The sequence below is a fragment of the Rhodospirillales bacterium genome, assembly GCA_023898765.1.
Classification (GTDB): Bacteria; Pseudomonadota; Alphaproteobacteria; order Micavibrionales; family Micavibrionaceae.
This window is the reverse complement of record CP060238.1, coordinates 1,833,684-1,856,492: the sequence shown is the minus strand read 5'-3', so window position 1 is coordinate 1,856,492 and position 22,809 is coordinate 1,833,684. Positions and strand designations below refer to the sequence as shown.

General features: G+C 52.7%; 23 protein-coding genes. 15 read left to right on the top strand and 8 right to left on the bottom strand.

The annotated features are described in order from the left end of the window. Positions 1-95 precede the first annotated feature (95 nt). Complete coding sequence (locus H6853_09165) at positions 96-1,403, bottom strand: fused MFS/spermidine synthase (GenBank protein USO03671.1); 1,308 nt, start codon at positions 1,401-1,403, stop codon at positions 96-98. Between the two features lie 189 nt (positions 1,404-1,592). Here H6853_09165 and H6853_09160 point away from each other — a divergent pair, with 189 nt between their 5' ends. Genes H6853_09160 through atpC form a run of 6 tightly spaced genes read left to right on the top strand, consistent with a single transcriptional unit; the run spans position 1,593 to position 6,767 of the window. Next, complete coding sequence (locus H6853_09160) at positions 1,593-2,192, top strand: F0F1 ATP synthase subunit delta (GenBank protein ID USO03670.1); 600 nt, start codon at positions 1,593-1,595, stop codon at positions 2,190-2,192. A gap of 3 nt (positions 2,193-2,195) precedes the next feature. Then, entirely contained in the window at positions 2,196-3,746 is a 1,551-nt protein-coding gene (gene atpA / locus H6853_09155; protein ID USO03669.1) for a F0F1 ATP synthase subunit alpha, read from the top strand. A 20-nt stretch (positions 3,747-3,766) separates the two neighbouring features. Then, a complete protein-coding gene (locus H6853_09150; protein ID USO03668.1) occupies positions 3,767-4,672 on the top strand; it encodes a F0F1 ATP synthase subunit gamma in 906 nt (301 codons plus the stop codon). Then, on the top strand, positions 4,672-4,875 hold the full coding sequence (locus H6853_09145; protein ID USO03667.1) for a hypothetical protein: 204 nt from the start codon (positions 4,672-4,674) through the stop codon (positions 4,873-4,875). The genes H6853_09150 and H6853_09145 overlap by 1 nt, the downstream gene beginning before the upstream one ends. 26 nt (positions 4,876-4,901) lie before the next feature. Further along, positions 4,902-6,332: a F0F1 ATP synthase subunit beta gene (gene atpD / locus H6853_09140; protein USO03666.1), complete on the top strand. Its 1,431-nt coding sequence runs from the start codon at positions 4,902-4,904 to the stop codon at positions 6,330-6,332. A gap of 6 nt (positions 6,333-6,338) precedes the next feature. Further along, positions 6,339-6,767, top strand: a complete 429-nt coding sequence (atpC, locus tag H6853_09135) for an ATP synthase F1 subunit epsilon (GenBank protein USO03665.1) — start codon at positions 6,339-6,341, stop codon at positions 6,765-6,767. A 6-nt stretch (positions 6,768-6,773) separates the two neighbouring features. Here the strand turns inward: atpC and H6853_09130 are convergent, their stop codons facing one another. From H6853_09130 to H6853_09115, 4 genes are all read right to left on the bottom strand, one after another. Beyond that, on the bottom strand, positions 6,774-7,247 hold the full coding sequence (locus H6853_09130) for a hypothetical protein (GenBank protein ID USO03664.1): 474 nt from the start codon (positions 7,245-7,247) through the stop codon (positions 6,774-6,776). Positions 7,248-7,306: 59 nt separating this feature from the next. Then, complete coding sequence (locus tag H6853_09125) at positions 7,307-8,062, bottom strand: aminotransferase class IV (protein USO03663.1); 756 nt, start codon at positions 8,060-8,062, stop codon at positions 7,307-7,309. After that, on the bottom strand, positions 8,059-9,216 hold the full coding sequence (gene pabB, locus H6853_09120; GenBank protein ID USO03662.1) for an aminodeoxychorismate synthase component I: 1,158 nt from the start codon (positions 9,214-9,216) through the stop codon (positions 8,059-8,061). The genes H6853_09125 and pabB overlap by 4 nt, the downstream gene beginning before the upstream one ends. Before the next feature lie 203 nt (positions 9,217-9,419). Next, complete coding sequence (locus tag H6853_09115; GenBank protein USO03661.1) at positions 9,420-12,185, bottom strand: ATP-dependent DNA helicase; 2,766 nt, start codon at positions 12,183-12,185, stop codon at positions 9,420-9,422. 60 nt (positions 12,186-12,245) lie between these two features. On the opposite strand from H6853_09115, the gene H6853_09110 reads away from it, so the two are divergent. After that, positions 12,246-12,473: a hypothetical protein gene (locus tag H6853_09110; GenBank protein USO03660.1), complete on the top strand. Its 228-nt coding sequence runs from the start codon at positions 12,246-12,248 to the stop codon at positions 12,471-12,473. A 35-nt stretch (positions 12,474-12,508) separates the two neighbouring features. Here H6853_09110 and H6853_09105 read toward each other — a convergent pair whose 3' ends face one another. Together H6853_09105 and H6853_09100 are read right to left on the bottom strand one after the other, a co-directional pair. After that, the gene (locus H6853_09105) at positions 12,509-13,180 is read right to left on the bottom strand and encodes a hypothetical protein (GenBank protein ID USO03659.1); all 672 of its coding nucleotides are present in this window, start codon (positions 13,178-13,180) and stop codon (positions 12,509-12,511) included. Positions 13,181-13,183: 3 nt separating this feature from the next. Then, the gene (locus H6853_09100) at positions 13,184-13,918 is read right to left on the bottom strand and encodes a hypothetical protein (protein ID USO03658.1); all 735 of its coding nucleotides are present in this window, start codon (positions 13,916-13,918) and stop codon (positions 13,184-13,186) included. A 29-nt stretch (positions 13,919-13,947) separates the two neighbouring features. On the opposite strand from H6853_09100, the gene H6853_09095 reads away from it, so the two are divergent. From H6853_09095 to H6853_09060, 8 genes are all read left to right on the top strand, one after another. After that, complete coding sequence (locus tag H6853_09095) at positions 13,948-15,555, top strand: lysine--tRNA ligase (GenBank protein USO03657.1); 1,608 nt, start codon at positions 13,948-13,950, stop codon at positions 15,553-15,555. Between the two features lie 232 nt (positions 15,556-15,787). Further along, the gene (locus H6853_09090) at positions 15,788-17,353 is read left to right on the top strand and encodes a hypothetical protein (protein ID USO03656.1); all 1,566 of its coding nucleotides are present in this window, start codon (positions 15,788-15,790) and stop codon (positions 17,351-17,353) included. An 80-nt stretch (positions 17,354-17,433) separates the two neighbouring features. Further along, positions 17,434-18,171, top strand: a complete 738-nt coding sequence (locus H6853_09085; GenBank protein USO03655.1) for a hypothetical protein — start codon at positions 17,434-17,436, stop codon at positions 18,169-18,171. A gap of 71 nt (positions 18,172-18,242) precedes the next feature. Continuing rightward, positions 18,243-18,812, top strand: coding sequence for a response regulator (locus tag H6853_09080; GenBank protein USO03654.1), 570 nt, complete (start codon positions 18,243-18,245; stop codon positions 18,810-18,812). Continuing rightward, positions 18,809-19,324 (top strand): hypothetical protein, encoded by a 516-nt coding sequence (locus tag H6853_09075; GenBank protein USO03653.1) that lies wholly within the window; start codon positions 18,809-18,811, stop codon positions 19,322-19,324. The genes H6853_09080 and H6853_09075 overlap by 4 nt, the downstream gene beginning before the upstream one ends. A gap of 41 nt (positions 19,325-19,365) precedes the next feature. Continuing rightward, positions 19,366-21,429, top strand: a complete 2,064-nt coding sequence (uvrB, locus tag H6853_09070) for an excinuclease ABC subunit UvrB (GenBank protein ID USO03652.1) — start codon at positions 19,366-19,368, stop codon at positions 21,427-21,429. Next, the gene (locus tag H6853_09065; protein USO03651.1) at positions 21,426-21,893 is read left to right on the top strand and encodes a hypothetical protein; all 468 of its coding nucleotides are present in this window, start codon (positions 21,426-21,428) and stop codon (positions 21,891-21,893) included. Before uvrB ends, H6853_09065 begins: the two co-directional genes overlap by 4 nt. Continuing rightward, a complete protein-coding gene (locus H6853_09060; GenBank protein ID USO03650.1) occupies positions 21,890-22,270 on the top strand; it encodes a hypothetical protein in 381 nt (126 codons plus the stop codon). The genes H6853_09065 and H6853_09060 overlap by 4 nt, the downstream gene beginning before the upstream one ends. Here the strand turns inward: H6853_09060 and H6853_09055 are convergent. Further along, on the bottom strand, positions 22,267-22,620 hold the full coding sequence (locus H6853_09055; protein ID USO03649.1) for a hypothetical protein: 354 nt from the start codon (positions 22,618-22,620) through the stop codon (positions 22,267-22,269). The genes H6853_09060 and H6853_09055 overlap by 4 nt on opposite strands. Positions 22,621-22,809 lie beyond the last annotated feature (189 nt).

The window sequence follows — 22,809 nt, the reverse complement described above, 5'->3', positions numbered from 1 at the left end:
GTGTTCAGGTTGTCGGTGTAGACTTTCTGAGGCGTTGCAAAATCCTGATCCTGATAGATGTAAAGGATGTTGCTTTGCCTGTCATGATGGATGCTCTATCCGTTATAGTCTTCAATCATCTGGCGGGTGATGAAAGGAAAAACGGACCGGAATGTCGTATCGATATGCTGGCTGAAGCGGTCGGAAAAATTCGGGTGGACGATGAAATTTGCAACAACCGTTCCTCCCTTCGTGAGCGTTTCCCGGATTTGCTTGAAAAAATCCTGCGTGACGAGATGCTCGGGGATATTTACGCCTCCGAAATAGGCGTCCAGAACGATCAGGTCATAGTCGTTTTTGTTCTGGATCAGGAAGGCGCGCGCGGGAGAGGGGTAAAAATGCTTGTTCGGCCCGAGCTGTTTTTGTAAAAAATATTTTTCGGATACCTCTTTAAGAGAGCCGTCAATATCCACAAAATCGTAGATGTTTTTAGTGTCCTGGAGCCCCAGCGTGAACCCGCCCGCGCCTATCACAAGAATTCTTTTTGGCGCGTCTTCGGCAGGCAGGGGGTTGATGTAATGCTTTTCGATGAAATGGATGTATTCGTGGGGCCGCCCGTCGGCGTGCAGGGTTGAAGAGGAATTGTTGTTCAGGGAGATTGTGCGGCTGTGGGTCTGCGGATCTTCCGTCACCATAATCGTATTATATTGATTGTTTTCCACAATATGCAGATTCTCCATAACGCTTGAAGAGTTGAACACGAGCCCCATTCCGGCAATGCACAGAATAGGGAGGTTTCTTTCAAGGTTCCTGTCTTTGCGCAAAAGCAGGTAAATGGCGGCAAGCAGCAGGAAAGTGAGAGAGGCCGTATGGTGTACGCCAATGGTGGCCATCAGGATGATCGTCGAGAGGACGGCGCCGAGGAAGGACCCGATCGTGGAGAAAAAAAGCATCCGGCCGGTAATTTCCGACAGGCGTTCTTTTGAAAAGAAGTTGCTCACAAGCGGGATTGTCTGTCCCAGCAGGTAAACGGGCGTCACAAGAAAGATGGTGGCGTAAAGCCCGGTGAGCAATAGCCGGTAATAGATGCCGTTTTGGATAAGAAGCGTAAAAAAGAGGAAAAGAGGGACGTACGATATGGCAAGAATAAGAAACACGGATGAAACAAGGATGTTTTGCAGCAGTTTGCTTCGAACGGTCAGAAACCGGCGTCCCTGATAATGCGGTTTGAATTTTCCGCCGTTGTAATAGCCAAAGGCCAGGGGCATCAAAACGGCGGCAATAATGATTGAAATGGTATCCGTCCCGCTTCCGACGAAGGGAATGGTTTGACGGATCGCGAGAAGCTCTGTGGAAAGAACGATATAACCTTCCGTCAGGATGACGATAAAAAGCAGGAAAATGGCACGGGGTTTTAAAGACATCGAAATAAAGGGGCTGGAGGCAAAAAGCAGGACATTTACCTGAAGATTCTAGCAATATTTTGAAAAAAGGCCAGAAGAGAAGAAGTGCTTTCAAATTCTTCTCAAAATTAAGGGGCTAAGCGCTTGCGCAGGGCTATTTCCTGTGCTAAATCCTCAGCCAACTTTTAAGAATCGAAAGAGGGTCAAGACGTGGCTTCCAGACAGACTTCCGGCGTTACCGCCTTACGTTATGCGAATGCGCTCGTGGATACGGCTGTGGAAGCGGGATCTCTCGAGTCTGTGGAGCAGGATTTAAAAGATCTGGAAGGGATGCTTTCCGGCTGTCCTGATTTACAGAATTTAATCCGTTCTCCTTTGATTGAGCGTGCGGTCCAGCGCGATGCGATGATTTCCATTGCCGAAAAGGCGAAATTTAACGTGCTGACCCGCAATTTTTTGGCGCTTCTGGCTGAAAATCACCGCCTGAACATTATTTCTGCCGTTATCTGCGCCGTTAAAACGGATATTACCCGCCGGCGCGGGGAAGTGAATGCGCAGGTGCAGGCCGCGTTCGCTTTAACGGATGCGCAGACAAAGGCCCTGCGCGAGGCGCTTGGCAAGGCCACGGGGAAAAAGGTTTCCCTGAATGTTGAGATTGACCGTGACTTGATCGGCGGGATGGTCGTCACCGTCGGGTCCCGGATGATTGACGATTCCGTCAAACGGAAGCTGGAGCGGCTGGAGCGCGCGATGAAGTCCAGCTCCAATGTGAATTTAACCGATACAAACAAGCAAAAAGAGGGAAGCTAAGACATGGAAATCCGTGCCGCTGAAATATCCGAAATTCTAAAGAAACAGATTGCCGACTTTGGGGCGCAGGCCGATATCGCCGAAATCGGTCAGGTTTTGTCTGTTGGGGACGGGGTGGCCCGCGTGTACGGGCTGGATCAGGTTCGTGCCGGGGAAATGGTTGAGTTTCCCGGCGGGATTAAAGGGATGGCCCTGAACCTGGAACTCGACAATGTCGGGATCGTGATTTTCGGGGATGACCGCGATATCAAGGAAGGCGATATTGTGCGCCGGACCGGGGAGATCGTGGAAGTGCCTGTGGGCAAGGAGCTTCTGGGCCGTGTTGTGGACGCGCTGGGTAACCCGATTGACGGCAAAGGGCCCCTTAAAAACAAGGAAAGCAGCCGGATCGAAGTCAAGGCGCCGGGGATTATTCCACGCAAATCCGTGCATGAGCCGATGCAGTCCGGCCTTAAAGCTATTGATGCGCTGGTGCCGGTTGGCCGGGGGCAGCGGGAGTTGATTATCGGGGACCGCCAGACCGGTAAAACGGCGGTGGCGATCGATGCCATTATCAATCAAAAAACCGTTAATGCCGACAAGGACGAGAAAAAACACCTTTACTGCGTCTATGTGGCGATCGGACAAAAACGCTCGACCGTGGCACAACTGGTGAAGGAACTGGAAGAGCAGGGCGCCATGGAATATTCCGTGGTGGTGGCTGCAACTGCTTCCGATCCTGCGCCGATGCAGTTTCTGGCGCCTTATTGCGGGGCGTCTATTGGAGAGTGGTTCCTGAATAACGGTCTGCATTCTTTGATTATTTATGACGATTTGTCCAAGCAGGCGGTGGCGTATCGCCAGATGTCCTTGCTTTTGCGGCGTCCGCCGGGCCGGGAAGCCTATCCGGGTGACGTGTTTTACATTCACTCCCGCCTTTTGGAACGGGCGTGTAAATTGGGAGAAGGTCGTGGCAGCGGGTCGATGACGGCGTTGCCGATTATTGAAACGCAGGCCGGGGACGTGTCTGCCTACATTCCGACAAACGTGATTTCGATTACGGACGGCCAGATCTTCCTGGAAACGGACCTGTTCTTTAAAGGGATTCGTCCGGCCATCAATGTGGGGCTGTCTGTGTCACGGGTGGGGTCTTCCGCGCAGATCAAGGCCATGAAACAGGTGGCGGGGTCTATCAAACTGGAACTTGCGCAATATCGCGAGATGGAAGCCTTCGCGCAGTTTGCGTCGGATCTTGACGCCTCGACGCAGAAATTGCTGGCGCGCGGCGCCCGCCTGACCCAGCTTTTGAAGCAGCCGCAGTTCTCTCCTTTGGCGGTGGAAGAGCAGGTCTTTGTGATTTTTGCCGGTACCAAAGGGTTTTTGGACGGTGTGCCGGTTTCTTCGGTGAGCGAGTATGAACAGCGCTTGCTGGAAGATGTTCGCGCCAACGGCAAAGACATTCTGGAGACAATCAAAAAGCAGCAAAAACTGGATGACGCGCTGGAAGCTAAAATGAAAGCTTTCCTGGAAAAATTCACCAACGGTTTTTCTGCCAACGTTAAACAAGCTGCCTGATAAAAGGATATTAGACCTTAATGCCCAGTCTTAAGGAATATAGAGACCGTATATCTTCCGTGAAATCCACGCGGAAGATTACGTCTGCGATGAAAATGGTCGCGGCGTCCAAGCTGAAAAAGGCGCAGGAACAGGCCGAAGCTTCCCAGCCCTACGCGCAGGCGATGCTGGGTATGGTGGCGCGTATGACGGAAGGCGTGACGATCACGGATGTTTCGCCCAGGCTTTTGACCGGCACCGGCGCGGATCAGACCCATCTTTTGATTGTCGTGACATCCGACCGTGGTCTTTGCGGCGGGTTTAACGGGAACCTCGTTCGCAAAGCGCGCCAGCAGATCAAAGCGCTTGAAGCGGAAGGAAAAACCGTCAAGCTTATCTGTGTGGGGCGAAAGGCGCGCGATCTTTTAAAGCGCGACCATGGCGATAAAATCCTGGAAAGCTTTGTCGGGATTGCCGGGAAAAAAGGCGTGTCCTTTGCGGAGGTCAGCGGTGTCGCGCGGGTCACGCAGGAGCTTTTTGAAAAAGGCGCGTTCGATGTCTGCACGCTCCTTTATAACAAGTTTCGCAGTGTTCTCACGCAGGAGCCTTCCGCGCAGCAGCTCATACCTTTTAAGGCGGCAGAGCCTGAGGAAGCGAATGACAATGAACCGGAAGAAGCGTCCGCTTCGCTTTGTCCTTATGACTTTGAGCCGGAAGAAAATGAGATTTTAGGGCTTTTGTTGCCGCGCAATCTGGGCGTGCAGATTTTCCGGGCGATTCTGGATAGCGCGGCCGGGGAGCAGGCGGCCCGGATGACGGCGATGGATAATGCCACGCGCAATGCCGGGGATATGATTGACAAGCTTTCCATCCGGTACAACCGTGCGCGGCAGGCTTACATCACGAAGGAACTCATCGAGATTATCTCGGGTGCGGAAGCGGTGTAATGGCTGAAAATAAAACGAGTAAGGTGTCAAGTCGCCTTTCGGGGAAAGAATTGCAAGAGCTTTTGGCTGCGGCTTGGGGAGAAGAGAGTACCGGAGCTTTTTTAGATTGGAAAAAGGCGGAAAGTCGGCGTTTTGAAAAAGTTGCGGGATTTATAGCGGCTGAAGGTCACGCCGGTTTTAAAAAAATAGAGCTTAAATTTTAAAAAGTAGAAAAAGAGAGAAGAGAAAAATGGCACAAGAAAACGGAACGGTTCAGCAGGTTTTAGGCGCGGTTGTGGACGTGCAGTTCAAGGAGGGAAATGTTCCCGCTATTTTGAACGCCTTGCACACGGTGAACGAAGCCAATGAAGGGAAGACGCTTGTTCTGGAAGTCGCGCAGCACCTGGGGGAAAACACGGTGCGCTGTATCGCGATGGACACGACAGACGGTCTGGTCCGCGGTCAGGAAGTAACGGATACGGGAGGGCCGATTACGGTGCCTGTCGGACCTGAAACACTGGGCCGGATTTTTGATGTGATTGGTGATGCCATTGATGAAATGCCGGCGCCGAAGACGAAAAAGCGTTACCCCATTCACCGCAGCGCACCGGAATTTGTGGAACAGGCCACAGAGACAGAGCAGCTTGTGACGGGGATTAAGGTGGTTGACCTTCTGTGTCCTTACGCCAAGGGGGGTAAGATCGGTCTCTTTGGCGGTGCCGGTGTGGGCAAGACCGTGACGATTATGGAGCTCATCAATAACATCGCAAAAGGGCACGGGGGTGTGTCTGTGTTCGCCGGTGTGGGAGAGCGGACCCGGGAAGGAAACGACCTGTATCACGAAATGATTGAATCCGGCGTTATTAAAACGGACGGAGAATCCAAAGCGGCGCTGGTTTACGGTCAGATGAACGAACCGCCGGGCGCGCGTGCCCGTGTGGGGCTTTCCGGTCTGACCATGGCGGAATATTTCCGGGACGAAGAGGGACAGGACGTTCTGTTCTTCATGGACAATGTGTTCCGTTTCACGCAGGCCGGCGCGGAAGTGTCCGCTTTGCTGGGACGTATTCCTTCCGCTGTGGGATATCAGCCGACGCTCTCCACGGATATGGGGGCGCTTCAGGAACGGATTACATCGACCAATAAAGGGTCTATTACATCTGTGCAGGCTGTGTATGTGCCGGCAGACGACCTGACGGACCCTGCGCCGGCGACGGCGTTCTCTCACCTGGATGCGACGACGGTTCTGTCCCGCGCGATTTCGGAGCTGGGGATTTACCCGGCTGTGGACCCGCTGGATTCGACCTCCCGTATTCTGGATCCGCGCGTTGTGGGCGAGGATCACTATAACTGCGCTGCGGACGTTCAAAAAACGCTTCAGCAGTACAAAGCCCTTCAGGATATTATTGCCATTCTCGGCATGGATGAGCTTTCGGAAGACGATAAACTGGTTGTGGCGCGCGCGCGGAAAATCCAGCGCTTCCTGTCCCAGCCGTTCCATGTGGCGGAAGTTTTCACCGGTTCTCCGGGCGTTTTTGTCAATCTTGAAGACACGATCAAAGGTTTCCGCGCGATTGTGGACGGGGCTTACGATCACCTGCCGGAAAGCGCGTTCTACATGGTCGGCACGATTGAGGAAGTCGAAGCCAAAGCACAGAAAATGGCAGCAGAGGCGGCGTAGATACCCATGTCGGAACAGCAAACATTCCATTTCGAACTGGTCTCTCCGGAGAGAAAACTTCTTTCTGAAAGCGCGTTTCGGGTTACGATTCCCGGCGCGGAGGGGGATTTCGGCGTGCTGGCCAACCACAGCTCTCTTGTCTCCTCTATTCGCCCGGGGGTGATGGAGGTTGTGTCCGAAGAGGGGAAAGAGGCCCAAAAGATTTTCATTGGCGGCGGGTTTGTGGATGTGACGGCTTCAAATTGCACCGTTCTGGCCGAGGAAGCCGTGAATGTGGCCGATCTTAACAAAGAAGAGGTCGAACAGGAAATTCGCAACCTGAACGAGGACCTGGGGCGGGCGAAGGATGAAGTATCCAGTCTCCGGATTGCGCGCAGCCTTGAAGTGGCGCAGGCAAAATTAACGGCGGTTACCGGCGTTCTCCTGACGGCCTGATATTATCTAAGGTGCTTTTGGAGTCAGTGTTCTTCCCTTCGGCACGAAACACCCTGCTTCTTTTTGAGCTTTAATAAATACGTCTCGTTCTTTTCCGAGCTGGGCGGCATATTTAAATTGATTGCCTGGATCTTTATCTATTTGTTCAGGGTAGTTTCTTTGTGCTTGTTCATAGGTTAACTGTCCAAGGCCTAAGTACAGTGCGAGTCTGTTGTTTTCGTTATTTGATAGAGGGACCGTTGCTTCCCGGATAATACTGTTTTCTATCCAGCTTTGTTGAACTTCAAGTTCTGTACAATCCGTCACAAAGTCCTTTCCACTCTCATTTATTGTTGCCAAATGGGTTTCGGGATCCGCCGAAACGAGCCTAAAACGGCTTTGTATTCCTGTGTCCGTATCCTGAGCCAGTGCGGCGCCTGAAATGAGCGGGAGTGCGGCCACTGCGGCTGTTTTTAGAAAACCTTTAAGACCTTGGGACATAAATCTACTCCTTCGTTAAAAACCGGCATAGGTTTACATAACGTTAATAAGTTTGTCAACTATATTATTTTACTTATTTCTCTCAGGCCCGTGAGGCTATTGGTTAGAAAGGTTTTATCGGCCTTTTTTAGCCGCTCAACCGAAATGCTTTCTTCCCGCGCCCCGCGCTCTTCAATGATTTTACGGCGCGTGACGCCGGCCAAAACACCGTCGGATAAAGGCGGGGTGATGAGCGTTCCGTTTTCCTCGATAAAAATATTGCTGGTGGCGCCGCAGGCGATATTGCCGTCCGTGTTGGTCAGAATGGCTTCTTGCGCGCCCTGTTTCTCCGCCATGCGCCGCGCGGCGTAGCTGCGCGTATAATCCAGCCGTTTGCAGTTTTCGAGAGCGCAACCTGCAATGCGCGGATAGTCTGCAATAATGCACGCTTTGACAGGGGGCAGGGTGCCGGTGTCAGGCGCCGGGCCGACACACATTAAAACCGTCAGTTTTTGTGCGGGTCCTAAGATATGCTCCGGGATGCCGCCTGTGATTGTGCTACGCACGCGCGCACGGCCTGCGACCAAATTGTTTTTTTGAAGAAGTTTTTCTGCGGTTCGGATAAACGCATTAATATCCGTATCCGGTTTTTTTTGGATAACGATTTCACTGTCATGCATAAGCCGCGCAAAATGTTCTTCTCCGTAAACGAGTTTTCCATCGACGGCGAGCTGGCTGTCGAAGACACCGATTCCGGTTGTGAATCCGCTGTCTTCCGGGGAGATTAAAGCGTCTTCTTCCGGCAGGAATGCTCCGTTGAGCCAGAAAATATTCATGCGGCGTCTTCTTTCTTTTCAGGCGGTTCGAAACTTTCAAATATTTTTTGGGCTTTGTCGCAGGTTTCCTGCAATTCTTCTTCCGGATTGGAATCATAAACAATTCCACCGCCGCTTTGAAGCGTTACCGTATCGCCGGAATAGACAAGCGTGCGGATGGTGATGCTGGTATCCATCTGTCCGTTGAATCCGATATAGCCAAGGGCGCCGCAGTAGGGGCCGCGGCGGTACGGCTCCAGCGTTTCAATTATTTCCATGGCGCGGACTTTGGGGGCACCCGTGATGGAGCCGCCGGGGAAGCAGGCTTTCAGGAGGTCTACGGGTCCGTATTTCTTTCGAAGCGTTCCCTTTACGATGGAGACGAGATGGTGCACGCCTTCAAACGTTTCCAGTCCGCAAAGCTGTGGGACGCAAACAGATCTGTTTTCGCAGACCTTGGACAGGTCGTTGCGCATGAGATCGACAATCATCATGTTTTCGGCGCGGTTTTTTTCGCTGCCGAGCAGAAGGTTTGGGTTTTTTGAGGAGGGCAGGGTCCCTTTAATGGGCCGTGTTTCAACGTTCCGGCTTTTGACCGATAAAAACCGTTCGGGGGAGGTAGAGGCGATTTTGAGAGAGCCGAAATTCATATAGGCCGCGAAAGGGGCCGGGTTTGTTTTTCTTAAATGCAGGTAATGGGCGAAAGGATCGAACGTCTCCGGAAGGGATGCTTCCCAGCGGCGGGACAGGTTGGCCTGAAAAACCTCTCCCGCATAGATATAATCGATAATGTTCCGGATTTTGTTTTTATACTCTTCGTCGCTGCCTTCGGGCGCCCATTGTAGAGGCGTATTTTTTTTCGGAGAGGGAGGTATTTGTTCTTCCGATATCTGAAGAAAACGTTTTTTTGCTTCTTCCTTATTCTCCGCATAGACCAAAAAATGTGCCGTGTTGTTTTTATGGTCGAAGGAGAAAAGCCGGTCGTAAATTCCGATGCACATATCCGGCACGTCCGGATGGGCCTGCGCGCATGCCGGGAGTTTTTCAATGCCGCGCGCCAGGTCATATCCAAAATAGCCCGCGGCCCCGCCGGTAAAAGGGAAAGACGTTTCCTCTTCCTCTTTTTTATAATGCGCCAGGCGTTTCTTTAATGTTTCAAACGGGCAGTCTTCCAAAGATATGTTCTCTTTTTCATTTGTAATAGTGAGATGCCCGTTTTTGCTCTCTATTTTTTCCACGGGGTCGAAACAGATAAAGGAATGGTTATTGAGGGGGTGCGCGGTCCGTGCGCTGTCAAAAAACAGGCTGTAAGGCTTTGCCGCCAGCGTCGAAAAAATATCCGCCGGATCGGAATAGGGCCATTCAAAGGCATAAAGTTTTAACCTAGAAATTTTTTAATCTCCTTTGCGGCTTCGGCAAGTCCGAGGCGCTGCACGGGGACGGTTTCAGGAAAAGCACCGTGCAGGCGCGAGGGCAATCCGGAATCCAGCATTACAAAGACGCCTTTGTCTGTTTTTCTGCGGATCAGGCGGCCATAAGCCTGCTTTAGCTTGAGCCGTGTTGTCATGTCGTCATAGTTTTTTTTGCCAAAGCACTCCCGCCGCGCTTTGTGTAGGATGGTCGGCCGTGGCCACGGGACGCGGTCGAAGACGATCAGCCGTAAAGATTCACCGGGGACATCGACGCCGTCCCGCACGGCATCCGTTCCCAGAAGGCAGGCGTGCGTATCGTCGCGAAAAATATCGACCAAGGTGCCGTTGTCGATGGTGTCTACATGCTGCGCGTAGAGATTGAGGCCGTGTTCTTCCAGTTTTACGGCGATTTTTTCCTGTACGACCCGCAGACGGGAAATGGCGGTGAACAGTCCCAGCGCCCCGCCGCCGGCGGCTTCGAATAACGTGCGATAGGCGGAAGACACCTGTGCCAGGTCGTTTTTATTGACGTCTGTTATCACGAAAATGCGTGTTTGCGCGGCATAATGGAAGGGGGAGCGAAAATGCCGGGTCAAAACATGTTCGCCGAGGTGGACCAGTCCTGTCCGTTCTTTTGCGACGGACCAGTTGTCCGCGTCTTCTTTTGCGCCGTTATCCCGCAATGTGGCGGAGGTCACGGCAATGCCGTGTGCGTGCGGCCGCAGGGCGGCGGCAAACGGGGCTATGGGATTGACCCAGTGGCGGTAGAGCCCGATGTCCCATGTGCGTCCATGGGTGCGTTCAATTTCCATCCAGTCAACAAACTCTTCCGGCGTTTCGTCTTTTTCCAGTGTTTCCAGCATCAATATCCATGCGGTGATCGTCAGGGTTTTCAGTCCCATTGCGGTGCAAAGGACGTCGATCCGCCGCCGCGTATCGGCGTCTAATGTATCTGCCTGTTCGCCGAGGCGTTTGCGTAAACTTGCGCTCAGTTTGAGCATGGGTTTTTGGAGTTTGCTTAAGGCGCTTTTTAATTTTTTTGCCTCTTCCAGAAGGTCACGGGCGAGCGGGCGCGTTTCCGTTTCAATCGAGTGAGGGCCGTCGCGTTCGTTGCTGCGGGCCAGGACTTGTGCGTAGAGTCCGGCGATGAATGTTTCGGTTTCCCCTTTGGGCGCGTTTTCTTTCAGGCGGGTGGTCCAGCCGTCTGCGGTCAGGCATCTTGCGGCTTCCAGAATGTCCTGCAGGAGATGCTCGTCGGCGGCGCTTCCGGCGATCAGGTCTTCGGCGCGGCGTTTGAGTCCGCGGGCGCGGCTGCGTTTGCCGCTTTCCACCCCGCGCAGCCACCGGCGCAGCTCGTAGGTTTCGCGCGCGGTGAGATGTTGTGCGAACGCGCTGTCGGCGGCGTCGAAAAGATGATGTCCTTCATCAAAAATATAGCGCTGGGGCAAGTCGCTATCCACGCCGGAATCTGCGGTCTGGATCATCACAAGGGCGTGGTTGGCGACGACAATTTGCGCGTGTTTCGATTTTCGGACGGCCTTTTCAACAAAGCAGCGATGATAGTGATCGCAGGCGGAATAGATGCATTCTCCCCGCCGGTCTGCGAGGCCCGCCGTATATCGCGGCCCCAAAAGGCTTAAGAGCCAGCCGGGGAAGTCTCCGCCCTGCATGTCGCCGTTTTGAGTGGCTGCGGCCCATCGCGTCATAATCCCCAGCGCGACAGCCTGCAGGGGATCATGGGAAAGGGCCGCGCCTGCGGCTGCGTCTTCCAGATTCAGGAGGCAGAGATAATTCTCCCGGCCTTTCCGGACGGCGACTTTCGCTTCCTTAAGTTCTGGGTCGGGATACAGGCGGTCGAGTTCCTGATGTATCTGGCGTTGGAGATTTTTGGTGAAGGTGGATATCCAGACGCTTCCCTGATTCTTTTCGGCCCAGACACTGGCGGGGGCCAGATAGCCGAGCGTTTTTCCGACCCCTGTGCCTGCTTCGGCCAGAACGCTGCGTGGCTGGCCCTCTTTTTCGACGGGCGCGAACGCTTCGGCAAGAAGGGCGGCATAATCGGCCTGCTGCTCACGGGTTTCGGCGTCCGGTCCCAACATACGGGCCAGCCGCTCTTTGGCTTCCTCCTTTGAGACGCCATGTTGGGACGGCGGCGGGGGCGGTGCTTCTTCCGCCCATTCGGGCAAATGTTTCCAGATATTCAAATCGGCTTTGGAGATGACGGGCGTGGCCGGATCATAGACCTGTCCAAGGGCCGCGAACACGAACGGGGTCCACAGCCATCCTGTTCCCTGCCGGCCCATGACGGCGGCGATTTTCAGCGGATCGGCCCTGGCGCGCCACGGATCGTTTTGCAGGTCCGTTAAAAGGGCTCTCGCAATGTCAATCAGTGTCGGGGGGTAATCCTCGAAACTTGCCGGCGCGTTGAGGCCGAGTTTTTTGGCAAGGCCGACGGGGGTCGGCACGCAAAACTGCGCCGGATGCACAAAGGCGAAGAGCTCCAGCACATCAAAGGCCGGAAAAGTTTTTATGCCGAGGCGCTGCGCCGTGTAAGGCCCGTGGCAGACCAGAGGCGGGCTCTTTTCAATCAGGCCCGGCGCTTTTGCATGGGGCAGGGTTTTCAGCTCTCCGTCCGTGCTCAAAATAACGGCGTCGCGGGCCCGCACGCTCAGCGCCGGCACGTCCGGGAGCAGAAGGGGCGGTTTCGCAGGGATTGAAACTTGTGTGGACATCTTCTGGGTGTAGCATGGTTTGCGCCTTGTGTGAACAAAGACAATCTGGGAAAATAGCCTATGCCTCTTGTAATTTTACATGATATGTCCGATGAAGAAGTGATGGTCAATACGGACAATCTCACGGCCGCAAAGCGCAAGATTCCGGATGAAAATTCGGTTATGAAAGAGCCTTTCACAAAGCTCTTTTTTACGGCCAAGGATAAGACGATGGAATCTCTGGGGTTTCCGGATGTGGTTAAGGAGACGCCGCAGGAAATCGTTAAACTGGCAGATAAACTGAATTGACGCGGGCGTAATGCCGCAGGGTAACTTTCCCGCTTCTACCGTGCAATAAGGACGTGGTTGAAAAAGTAATCCCCTGCGCCATCTTTGGTGCAGCTTTGCGTTTGCCCGGCCAGCCATGCCGATGTGTTTCCGATTGTATCGCCGTTGGTTGTAGCGGTTCCGTACGTGCCGGTGAATTCGGTCTGGTTATAGTCTTCGCTTGGCGCGTCTGTGCCGCTATTGGCAATGCCGATCATGTTGTTGATCTGGGTGCATTGTATCTGGCTCAGGCCCGAATATTCGGCGAGAAGCTCTATGCGGGAGTCGCTTCCCAGTCCGAGGACTCTGGTTTCGCCCAGAAAGTTCCAGCCGGCTTCGTAGACCTGTCCGGCGCCTTCGGGTTCGAAGATATGGCAGGAATGATCGGTCGGGGCGCTTGCGTTGTAATAGGTATCGCCGGCGTCTTCTGTTCCGTTGCCGTCGCTGTCATGCCAGAAAGAGAGGCTGTTTTCGCTGCATCCGCGTGTTTTCAGGTTATTGACGGCCAGTTCGATGCCTGCCGCATAGCGCAGGACCTTGCTGCCTTGAATGCTGCGCTGTTCGTAATCGCCTGTGTCACTGCTGGTGTCGGAGGAGCGTGAGAGCATCATCGTCAGCGCGGCCAGAAGAACAATGGCAATCAGAATAACCCAAAGGGCGTTGCCGGAGTCTGTTTGCCGTTGTTTCATCTTTTACCTCGCGATCAGGACATAATAGAAATCATAATAAGGGGAACCGTCCGTGTCGGTTTCTGCGGCGTCTTTGTGGCATCCGGTCATTTTCCCGGAAAAATTCGCGCCGTCATTATCGTCGCCGAGTGTGGCGCCGGCGCTGTATGTTCCGACAAAGAGCGGAGCGGAATCGAATCCCGCTTCGGCCGGCGCGTCGCTGGTCAGGTTGGAAACGCCGGCAAGGGTATTATATTTCATGCAGACATCTTTGGAGCGCGTGCGCATCCACAGGTAAAGCTCTCCGGCGGTCGTGCCGACATTCAGGACGGCCGTTTTACCCACAAAGAAAGGATTCCTGTAGAGCGTATTGAGTGTCTGTATGTCTTCCGGAATGGTCTTCAGCCGCAATCCGCCGCCTTCCGGTTCAAAGACATGGCAGGATTTATCCGCCGGGGCGCCGGGATTGATATAACTTCCGCCGGTTTCAAAGCTGATTTCCGTTTCCGCGCAGCCATTGATCAGGAGGTCGTGGATGGCATTTTTCATGGCGCGTCCGTATTCCAGCGTTTCGGTGGCCAGAAGGCTGGCTTTTTCCTTGCTGATATTCTGGGCGCCGGTGCGGGTTCCCTTGGCCATGGTAAAACTGAGGAGTCCGAAAAGCGCGATGGCGACAAGAATCAGGACGATGGCGCTCCCGCGCTCACAGGGGCGTTGAGCCGCTTGATTTTTCGAAGATTTTACGTCAAAACAATCCATGTTGTTCATTCTAACATAGAAGAGTTCCCATGACAGCCGCAAAAATAGATATTGATATTGCCCGTGAATGCCGCGCCTGGCCGTTTGAAGAAGCCCGGCATATTCTGAAGCGGGTGGGCGGGAAGACGCCGGAGAAGGGCTATGTGCTGTTTGAAACGGGATATGGGCCTTCGGGGCTGCCGCATATCGGAACATTCGGGGAAGTGTGTCGGACCTCTATGGTGCGCCATGCCTTCCGGTGTCTGGCGCCGGACATTCCGACGAAGCTCATCTGTTTTTCCGATGATATGGACGGTCTGCGCAAGGTGCCGGACAATGTGCCGAACAAGGACATGCTGGCTGAAAATATTGGGCTGCCTTTGACGTCGGTGCCGGACCCTTTCGGAACCCATGAAAGTTTTGCACATCATAACAATGCCCGTCTGCGGGCCTTTCTGGATTCTTTCGGGTTCGATTACGAGTTTGTGTCTTCGACCGAGTGTTATAAATCCGGCAGGAAGGATGAAGGGCTTTTGAAAATGTTGCAGTTTCACGAAGAAGTGAAACAGGCGGTTATCCCTATTCTGGGGGAGGAACGTGCGGCGAGCTATTCCCCGTTTATGCCGATTTCCCCGAAAAGCGGAAAAGTCCTGCAGGTGCCGGTTCTGGAGGTCCATCCGGATGCGGGCACCATCGTGTTTGAAGACGAGGACGGGACCAGAACCGAATTGCCGGTAACGGGCGGGCATTGCAAGGCGCAGTGGCGTCCTGACTGGGCGCTGCACTGGTATGCTCTGGATACGGATTACGAGATGGCGGGAGAGGACCTGGTCAGCTCTAAAAATATCGCCAAAAAAATTCTGGAGGTTTTGGGAAAAAAACCGCCGGAGGGGTTCCACTACAAACTTTTTCTGGATGAGAAAAACCAGAAGATATCCAAATCCAAGGGCAACGGGATTGCTGTGGAAGAGTGGCTTAAATATGCGCCGAACGAAAGTCTTTCCTATTACATGTTTCAGCGTCCGGTATCGGGGAAGAAGCTTTATTTTGACGTTATTCCGAAAGCGGTGGACGAATATATCACCTTTGCCGACAAGTTTTTTGAGCAGGCGGAGGACCCGGCAAAACAAATTGAAAATCCGGTGTTTTATATCCATGAAGGGCGGGACCCGCAGCAAACGCCGGTCAGTTTTGCGCTGCTTTTGAATCTTGCGAGTGCGGCCAATGCCCATGATTCCGCCACGATGTGGGGGTTTATCAATCTCTATGCGCCCGAAGCGAGCGCGGAAAGCAATCCGTTTTTGGATCATCTTGTAACCTTTGCCGTGCGCTATTACGAGGATTTCGTTTTGCCGAAAAAGAAATACCGTGCGGCGGATGAACGCGAAAGCGCGGCGCTGCAGGATTTGGCGCGGCGGCTTGAAGCGTTGCCGGAGGGCGCGGATGGCGAAGCCATCCAGACGGAAGTTTTTAGCGCCGGAAAAGAAAACGGCTATGATAAGTCCGAGCTTCGGGACTGGTTTCAGGCGATTTACGAGATTCTTATCGGACAGTCGCAGGGTCCGCGCTTTGGGTCCTTTATAGAGCTTTACGGCGTACCGAAGACAATTGCCCTCATTGAGGATGCTTTAAGCGGGAAATTCGCAAAAGCCGCTTAAGTTTTCCCGATCTTTTTGTGTTGCGCTGCGCAAGGGGAAAAAGGCCGGAAAGCCAAGGATATTATTTTCATTTTGCTGCAGTTGCGAAGAAAAATCCCTGTAAAATCAAGACGATAGCATTTTATTAACGTTGCTTTTTTTTGAAAGAAATATCATTCTTTCCTCTTGTTTTGTGCGCTTTCCAGTGTGAGCGTGGGTTTTGGTATCGTGTCTGAAAAGAGGAAGTGTGTTCATGGCGTCAGGCGAATTTATCGGGGAAAAGATCGAGGTTGAAAAAGATCTTCCCAAGTCACAACTAAAACATGTCCGGCCGATGCGGGGGCGCTTTACGCATAAACGCGTTGAGGCCTTGCTCAAGAGCATTTACGGCGAAGAAGAATACAAAAAAATGCATGAAGCGGGCGTGGACAGGCGCATGATGTTCGGCACCAATCCGCATTATCAGGCGCTCGTGATGGGGGAAGAGCTTCAGGATGTGGATGGAAAAATTCTGGTGCCGAAAATGCCGCCAAGCAAGGCGGTGGGGGCGCTGATCTTGCCGCGTCTGGATGAGGCGCAGGATATGGCCGGGGAAAAAGATCCTTCGAACCAGATGGCTTACAGTCCCGGGAATGCGCACGGACAGCTTTTGCACAAATACGGGGAGATCGTTCTGGCCTATGCGTCGCCTACCTGTTCGGCGCATTGCCGTTATTGTTATCGTCTGGACCTGTTCAACAAGGATACGGGAAAGAGCAGCGTTCGCGCCGAAGATCTTCGTGATTATGTGGTGAACTATAACCGCGTGATTGAACAAACGGGTGGAATGGATCCGAAAACAGGGGAAAAGAGATATCCGGTCAAAGAAATCCTTCTTTCCGGCGGCGATCCATTGGTTCTGACCAATTACTCCCTCTACCGTTATCTTGTGGCGGCAGGGCAGGCCGGCGTGAATATGCTGCGGATCGGCTCTAAAGAACTGGCCTTTCGTCCGCGCAGGATTGACGATGCTTTTGTGGACATGCTGAAACGGGTTCATGCCCGTTTCCCGGATATGCATATCAATATCGTGTCGCATTTGACGCATCCGGATGAATTTTTGCTGCGCCGTTCAAACGGGGAATATGTCCCCAATGAAAGCGGGTCAGGTTATCGCTGGCTGGAAGAGTCTTTCGAGGCGGTGACGCGGCTTACGAGCTTGCCTTTCGTGAGTGTGGAAAACCAGACGCCGATCATAAAGGGCGTGAATGACGATGTGGAGTCCATCCATCTTTTGCATGAGGAAGTCCGCCGCATGGGGATCAAACCCAAATATTTGTTCCAGGGGCGGGAGATCGAGGGGCACAAGGCGTTTTCCCTTCCTGTCGAAAAGGCCTGGCATATCCATAACGAGGCCATGAAGGGGCTATCGGATACGGCGCGGTCCCGTTTTGCCATGTCCACGGAATGGGGCAAGATGGAGATTGTCAGCGTCATTGATCCGATCGGCACCTCAGAAGCGGAACTTGGAAGTTTGCCGCCTGCGATGGCCTCTTTATTTGAAGGGCTGTTCGGGGACGGGCTGATTGTTTTCCGGTCTCACAGGTCTCCTTATGCGGCGGGGGAACAGGGGGACCTGATTATTGCCCGCCGAAACCCGAACGCTCTCTGGATTTCCGGTTATGAAGATCGGATTCTCTACGATACGCGCCGGGCGGCCGGGGAGAAATACGCCGGCATGATGGCGCTTTTGACAGGTGCGTTTCCGCAACTTCAGACGCTTGGCGGGATGAACATGCCCGCACAAATGGACACTCACGAAATGGCCAGCGCCGCTTGAGGCTGATGGATCGCGGAAAATCCTGATTTTTGCTGGAAAAAAGGGATTTTAAGCGGTCATTAAACGGCTATAATGGAAAGATGAATCTTGATTTCAAACAGGTTTCATCCCTCCTTTTAAGGAACAGGCGTCTTGCCGCACTCATCGGGGCGGGAACAATTCTTGCTTTCACATTGATATGGGGCTTTGGAAGCGGTCTTTTTTTCGCGCAGCAAGAAGACTGGGCGCCCAAGGGGATAAGCCTTGCGGCCGTTGGGGAAATTCCGCCGTTGCATGAAGTGATGGAGCGGAATGAAGCGCTGCGCATGAAGGTCGAAGATTTTGCGGCCAGGGATGAAGCTTTTCTTTTTGTGAATTACAGGCAGGTGGATGAAGACATTGCGGCGATTCTTCTCCTGTGGGCGGGGGTTGATTTAAGCAAAGCAGGCGAAACGGCAGAAGGCATAGACCGGCGTGTGGATTCCTTTCTTCGAAAGGCGCATGGCCTTTCGCCCGACGACCTTCTGGTTGGAGAGCCTTTGCTGGGCAAGAATCCCTGGATACGCTGGCTGGGCTATTTTAAGTCCCGCCTTCTTATACAAGCCGCCGGACAAAGGATTTATGACGGGGGGGCGAGTTATGATTACCGGAAGGATAAAATCTACGTTCGGGGCAGGTTATCCGAAGATTTTCTCAAAGGCTTTACCGCTTTCGTAAAACAGCAGCCCGATCCGAAACCCTATATCAATAATCTTCTGGTTTTTATTGATGAAACCAAAGGTCTTAAAAATCTGGACGAGGAAGAAAACAAACTCGTTACGGAGCTGCGCGGGCAGTAGAGACTTTTCCTCTTTTGGTAATCCTGATACCCTCTATACCGGGATAATCAATCGGGACAATAAGGGACATTATGTCGATTTTCAAAAGAGACGATTCACCGGCTTATGATCTGAGCAATTTTACGCTGTTGATCGTAGAGGATTCGCAGTACATGCAATCCCTTATGGCCTCCATGTTGCGGGTTTTCGGCGTAGGGGACATCATGGTGTGCGACAGCTCCAAAGAGGCGCAGGATATCCTGACGATTACGCAGGCCCGTAAAACCAGTAAATATGCGACCAAGGTCGATATTGTCCTGACGGATTGGCTGATGCCGAAAGGGTCCGGGGAAGAGCTCCTGAAATGGATACGTTCGAATGAAGAAGACGAGATTCGTTTTCTTCCTGTGATTGTGGTGAGCGGTTATACAACAGAATATGTGACGGCGCGGGCCCGCGATCTGGGCGCGAATGAAACGCTGGTGAAGCCCGTATCCGGCAACGGGCTGGCGTCGCGCATTTGTTCGGTCATTGATAACCCCCGTCCTTTTATTAATATTTCCGGGTATTTTGGCCCGGATCGCAGGCGGACCGTCATGGTTTTTCAGGGGCCGGAAAGACGCGTGATGAAGGTAAAGGAAGTGGTGAAGGTTAAAAAATGACAAATTCAGAGTCACCGGGCATAACGGTCGAAATTTTTAAAATTGCCAACCGGCTGAAAGACAAGCTGGGCATTCAGGCGAAAAATATGCCGCCCGGCCACATTGCGTCCGAAGCGGTTGCGGAGGCGGACAGGCTGATCGCTGCGCTTTGTGTCGAATGTCCGGAAACGATCGCGGCGCACCTGAAGACCCTGACGGTTTTGTGGGATGAGATGCGTGACATGAAAGAATCGCAGGAACGCAAAGAGATTGCACAGGAGATTTTTACGCTGGCGCATGAGATCAAGGATGTCGGATCCATGTGCCGTTACAGCCTTTTGGCCTATTTTGCGGAATCCTTGCGCGATTATATCGGGCAGACGGACCTGAATATGGAGGCGCAAAGGGTTATTATTCAGGCGCATGTGGATGCGATGCTGCTCGTTCATAAGCAGGACATCAAAGATGACGGTGGCGTACAGGCCGAAGAGCTGAAGAAGATGGTTAAAATCGCCATTGGAAAATATAGCTGATCTGCGTTTGATTTCGTTCAAAACCCCTTTATATTGGCTCCATGCGTGGCGTTGTCGAAATAAATCAGGCTGCGGCCAATCCTTTTGCGGAGAGTCCGCCTTTCCGGCTGAAATCGGATTTCACCCCTTCCGGGGACCAGCCGGAGGCGATCAAAAATCTGTGCGCCGGGCTGGAAGAGGGCCTTACGGATCAGGTGCTTCTCGGCGTGACAGGCTCGGGGAAGACCTTCACCATGGCGCAGGTCATTCAGGAGATGCAGCGCCCGGCGATTATCATGGCCCCGAACAAAACCCTCGCGGCGCAGCTCTACGGGGAGTTTAAGTCTTTTTTTCCGGATAATGCGGTCGAATATTTTGTCTCTTATTACGATTATTATCAGCCCGAAGCCTACGTGCCGCGCACGGACACCTTCATTGAAAAAGATTCTTCGATCAACGAACAGATAGACCGGATGCGCCACAGCGCCACGCGCGCTTTGTTTGAGCGGCGGGACTGCATTATCGTGGCGTCCGTGTCGAGTATTTACGGCATCGGGGCCAAGGAAGATTATCTCGCCATGACCTGCGACCTGCATAAGGGCTTGCGCATGGACCGGCAGGAAATTATCCGCCGCTTTGTGGAGATTCAATATAAACGCAATGATATGGTGTTCGAGCGCGGCAGTTTTCGCGTGCGCGGCGATTGTGTGGAGATTTTTCCCTCTCACATGGAAGATAGTGCATGGCGTATTTCCCTTTTCGGGGATGAGATTGAAGAGATCACGGAATTTGATGCCCTCACGGGGCAGAAAACGGCGAAGCTCGACGGGGTGCGCGTCTACGCCAATTCCCACTATATCACCCCCGGCCCGACCATTACGCAGGCGATTAAGCAGATTAAAATCGACCTGAAAGACCGCATCGCGCAGTTTGAAAAAGAGGGGAAATTGTTGGAGGCGCAGCGTCTCGACCAGCGCACGAAATTCGATATCGAAATGCTGGAAGCCACGGGCATGTGCCAGGGGATTGAAAATTATTCCCGCTATCTCACGGGCCGCGCGCCGGGGGAGCCGCCGCCGACGCTCATTGAGTATTTGCCCAAAGATGCCATCATGTTTCTGGATGAAAGCCACGCGATGATCCCGCAGTTGCGCGCCATGTATAACGGCGACCGCGCGCGTAAATCCACGCTGGTGGAGTATGGGTTCCGCGTGCCGGCGGCGCTGGATAACCGTCCGCTGCAATTTGAGGAATGGAATAATTTCCGTCCGCAAACCATTTATGTCTCCGCCACGCCGGCGGATTGGGAGCTGGAGCAGGCTGGCGGCATCTCGGCGGAGCAGGTGGTGCGCCCGACCGGGCTCATTGATCCGCCGGTGGAGGTGCGCCCCTGTGAAAACCAGGTGGATGACCTGATGGATGAATGCCGCAGGGTGGTTGCGGATGGCGGGCGGGTGATGGTCACGACGCTGACCAAGAAAATGGCCGAGGCGCTCACCGAGTATCTCACCGAGAATAAACTCCGCGTGCGCTATATGCATTCCGATGTGGACACGCTGGAGCGGATTGAAATCATCCGTGATCTGCGTCTGGGCGAATTTGATATTCTGGTGGGGATCAACCTCTTGCGTGAAGGGCTGGATATTCCCGAATGTAAACTGATGGCGATTCTGGATGCGGATAAGGAAGGGTTCCTGCGCTCCAAAACCTCGCTGGTGCAGACGATCGGCCGCACCGCGCGGAATGTGGACGGGCGGGTGATTTTGTATGCGGACAAGGTCACAGGCTCCATGAAAGGCGCGATGGAGGAAACGGCGCGCCGCCGGGAAAAACAGATGGCCTATAACCGGGCGCACGGCATTACCCCCGAAAGCGTGAAGAAAAATATTTCAGATATTTTAGGCAGCGTCTTTGAAACGGGGGACCGCGTGCATGTGTCGCGCGGGCCGGCGGGGCTGTCGGACCGGGAGCAGGATCTCCTGATGCATCCCGATGCGCTGGCCCGGCACATCAAAAAGCTGGAAAAGAAAATGCATCAGGCCGCCGCCGACCTTGAGTTTGAGGAGGCTGCCCGCCTGCGGGACGAAATTAAAAAACTCGAAGCAGCGGATTTGGGGTTCTCATGAAAGCTTGGGTAGTAACTGCAAATTCTTTTTCTTATAGAAAAAAAGGGAATGCTTATGGAACTAAAGTTTTAACCCTCTTATCCGCAAGAAAAAATGCTAAAGAAGTGGGGTTCTTTATTGAAGGTCTTCATAATCTTTTTTGTCTGTCTTTGGAAGAACAACAGTTCGCAGCCAAATATAACAATCCATCAGTGGCTTATACATTTCATATAGAAGGCGGTTCAGACGTTAGTTGTGGGCATGATCCGTTTTTTCGTGCTCAGTTGTCCAATATTCTTGATGTTAAAGAAGAAGAGGGAAAGTCCGTGTTGGTTTGGAAAACATCAGATATGAGTATTATAAAAAGTAATGTTCCTTTGAAAATAGAAAACAGGAATGGAGTGCTGATAGAAGCGGAAAAAACAGACTTTCCCCTGTATACTTGTTTCGAAGATTTCAAAAACATAAGAGAACTAGAGTTATGATCGGGCCACATGAAGGAAAAGAACTGGAATTGATGCTGGCGGGCGATAAAAAGCTGGCGTTTTTTCATGACATTATTCCTGCGGAAGGCGAAATCGCGGAAGAGATTATCCCGGAACGCGCCTTTGCGCCTTATGTGCAGGAAGGCCGTCTCCTCCGGTTTGCCGGGGATATTCCGAAGACGGGCTCTGCTGATGTTCTCCGTTTTGTCTGCTTTACATTACCCGGCGAGGAATGGCGCGCGCAGTTTATCCTTTGGCTCAAGCGTGAATGGCTGGGCGGTCGTCTGGAATACAACCCTGCGCATGAAGACATCATTGGAAACCTGTTGGGCTATGACGCGCAGGACATTGAAGAGTATCTGGTCAACCGTTCCTAGCTTTTGGCATCACAATCCGGGCATAAATCGCCTTTCGATCCGCCATGCGGTCCGCCGCATTGAGGGCATCGGATGATAGGGCTTTTGACACCAGGGTTTTCTTTATTCAACTCTTCATTCAGTTTTGCAATGGTTTTTCCATGGGGGCAGATAATCCCATTGACTTTTAAACCGGAATCTTTTTGAAAATTTTTAATCGCCGTGAATAAAATCGTGTCCGGGTATGGAGTGAGGCCGTAGTCTGGCAGATCGTAATGTCCAGTTTTGATGAGGGCTTTTTTAACCTGCAGCACATCGTTCGGATCCGCTGGAGAATCTTGATTTAGTGTTTGTTTAAGGGATAGAAGCATGTTTATCAAATACCTTTACAATTTCAACAATAAGAGTATAGTATAGGTATATATTCCTATTTTTGTCAAGGGGAAAAGTCACGACATTTTTTTGTAGAGGCGTTGAAAGGCTCAAAAACGCAAAAGCCGAGTAGACTTAGTCCACATTTTTTCTTTTAAAATCAGTCTGTTATTAAAAAAGTCGGTCCA

Coding starts and splice junctions, on each gene's coding strand:
- H6853_09165 (USO03671.1), bottom strand. CDS start 1,403: ATGTCTTTAAAACCCCGTGCCATTTTCCTGCTTTTTATCGTCATCCTG.
- atpA (USO03669.1), top strand. CDS start 2,196: ATGGAAATCCGTGCCGCTGAAATATCCGAAATTCTAAAGAAACAGATT.
- H6853_09150 (USO03668.1), top strand. CDS start 3,767: ATGCCCAGTCTTAAGGAATATAGAGACCGTATATCTTCCGTGAAATCC.
- H6853_09145 (USO03667.1), top strand. CDS start 4,672: ATGGCTGAAAATAAAACGAGTAAGGTGTCAAGTCGCCTTTCGGGGAAA.
- atpD (USO03666.1), top strand. CDS start 4,902: ATGGCACAAGAAAACGGAACGGTTCAGCAGGTTTTAGGCGCGGTTGTG.
- atpC (USO03665.1), top strand. CDS start 6,339: ATGTCGGAACAGCAAACATTCCATTTCGAACTGGTCTCTCCGGAGAGA.
- H6853_09130 (USO03664.1), bottom strand. CDS start 7,247: ATGTCCCAAGGTCTTAAAGGTTTTCTAAAAACAGCCGCAGTGGCCGCA.
- H6853_09125 (USO03663.1), bottom strand. CDS start 8,062: ATGAATATTTTCTGGCTCAACGGAGCATTCCTGCCGGAAGAAGACGCT.
- H6853_09115 (USO03661.1), bottom strand. CDS start 12,185: ATGTCCACACAAGTTTCAATCCCTGCGAAACCGCCCCTTCTGCTCCCG.
- H6853_09110 (USO03660.1), top strand. CDS start 12,246: ATGCCTCTTGTAATTTTACATGATATGTCCGATGAAGAAGTGATGGTC.
- H6853_09105 (USO03659.1), bottom strand. CDS start 13,180: ATGAAACAACGGCAAACAGACTCCGGCAACGCCCTTTGGGTTATTCTG.
- H6853_09100 (USO03658.1), bottom strand. CDS start 13,918: ATGGATTGTTTTGACGTAAAATCTTCGAAAAATCAAGCGGCTCAACGC.
- H6853_09095 (USO03657.1), top strand. CDS start 13,948: ATGACAGCCGCAAAAATAGATATTGATATTGCCCGTGAATGCCGCGCC.
- H6853_09090 (USO03656.1), top strand. CDS start 15,788: ATGGCGTCAGGCGAATTTATCGGGGAAAAGATCGAGGTTGAAAAAGAT.
- H6853_09085 (USO03655.1), top strand. CDS start 17,434: ATGAATCTTGATTTCAAACAGGTTTCATCCCTCCTTTTAAGGAACAGG.
- H6853_09080 (USO03654.1), top strand. CDS start 18,243: ATGTCGATTTTCAAAAGAGACGATTCACCGGCTTATGATCTGAGCAAT.
- H6853_09075 (USO03653.1), top strand. CDS start 18,809: ATGACAAATTCAGAGTCACCGGGCATAACGGTCGAAATTTTTAAAATT.
- uvrB (USO03652.1), top strand. CDS start 19,366: ATGCGTGGCGTTGTCGAAATAAATCAGGCTGCGGCCAATCCTTTTGCG.
- H6853_09065 (USO03651.1), top strand. CDS start 21,426: ATGAAAGCTTGGGTAGTAACTGCAAATTCTTTTTCTTATAGAAAAAAA.
- H6853_09060 (USO03650.1), top strand. CDS start 21,890: ATGATCGGGCCACATGAAGGAAAAGAACTGGAATTGATGCTGGCGGGC.
- H6853_09055 (USO03649.1), bottom strand. CDS start 22,620: ATGCTTCTATCCCTTAAACAAACACTAAATCAAGATTCTCCAGCGGAT.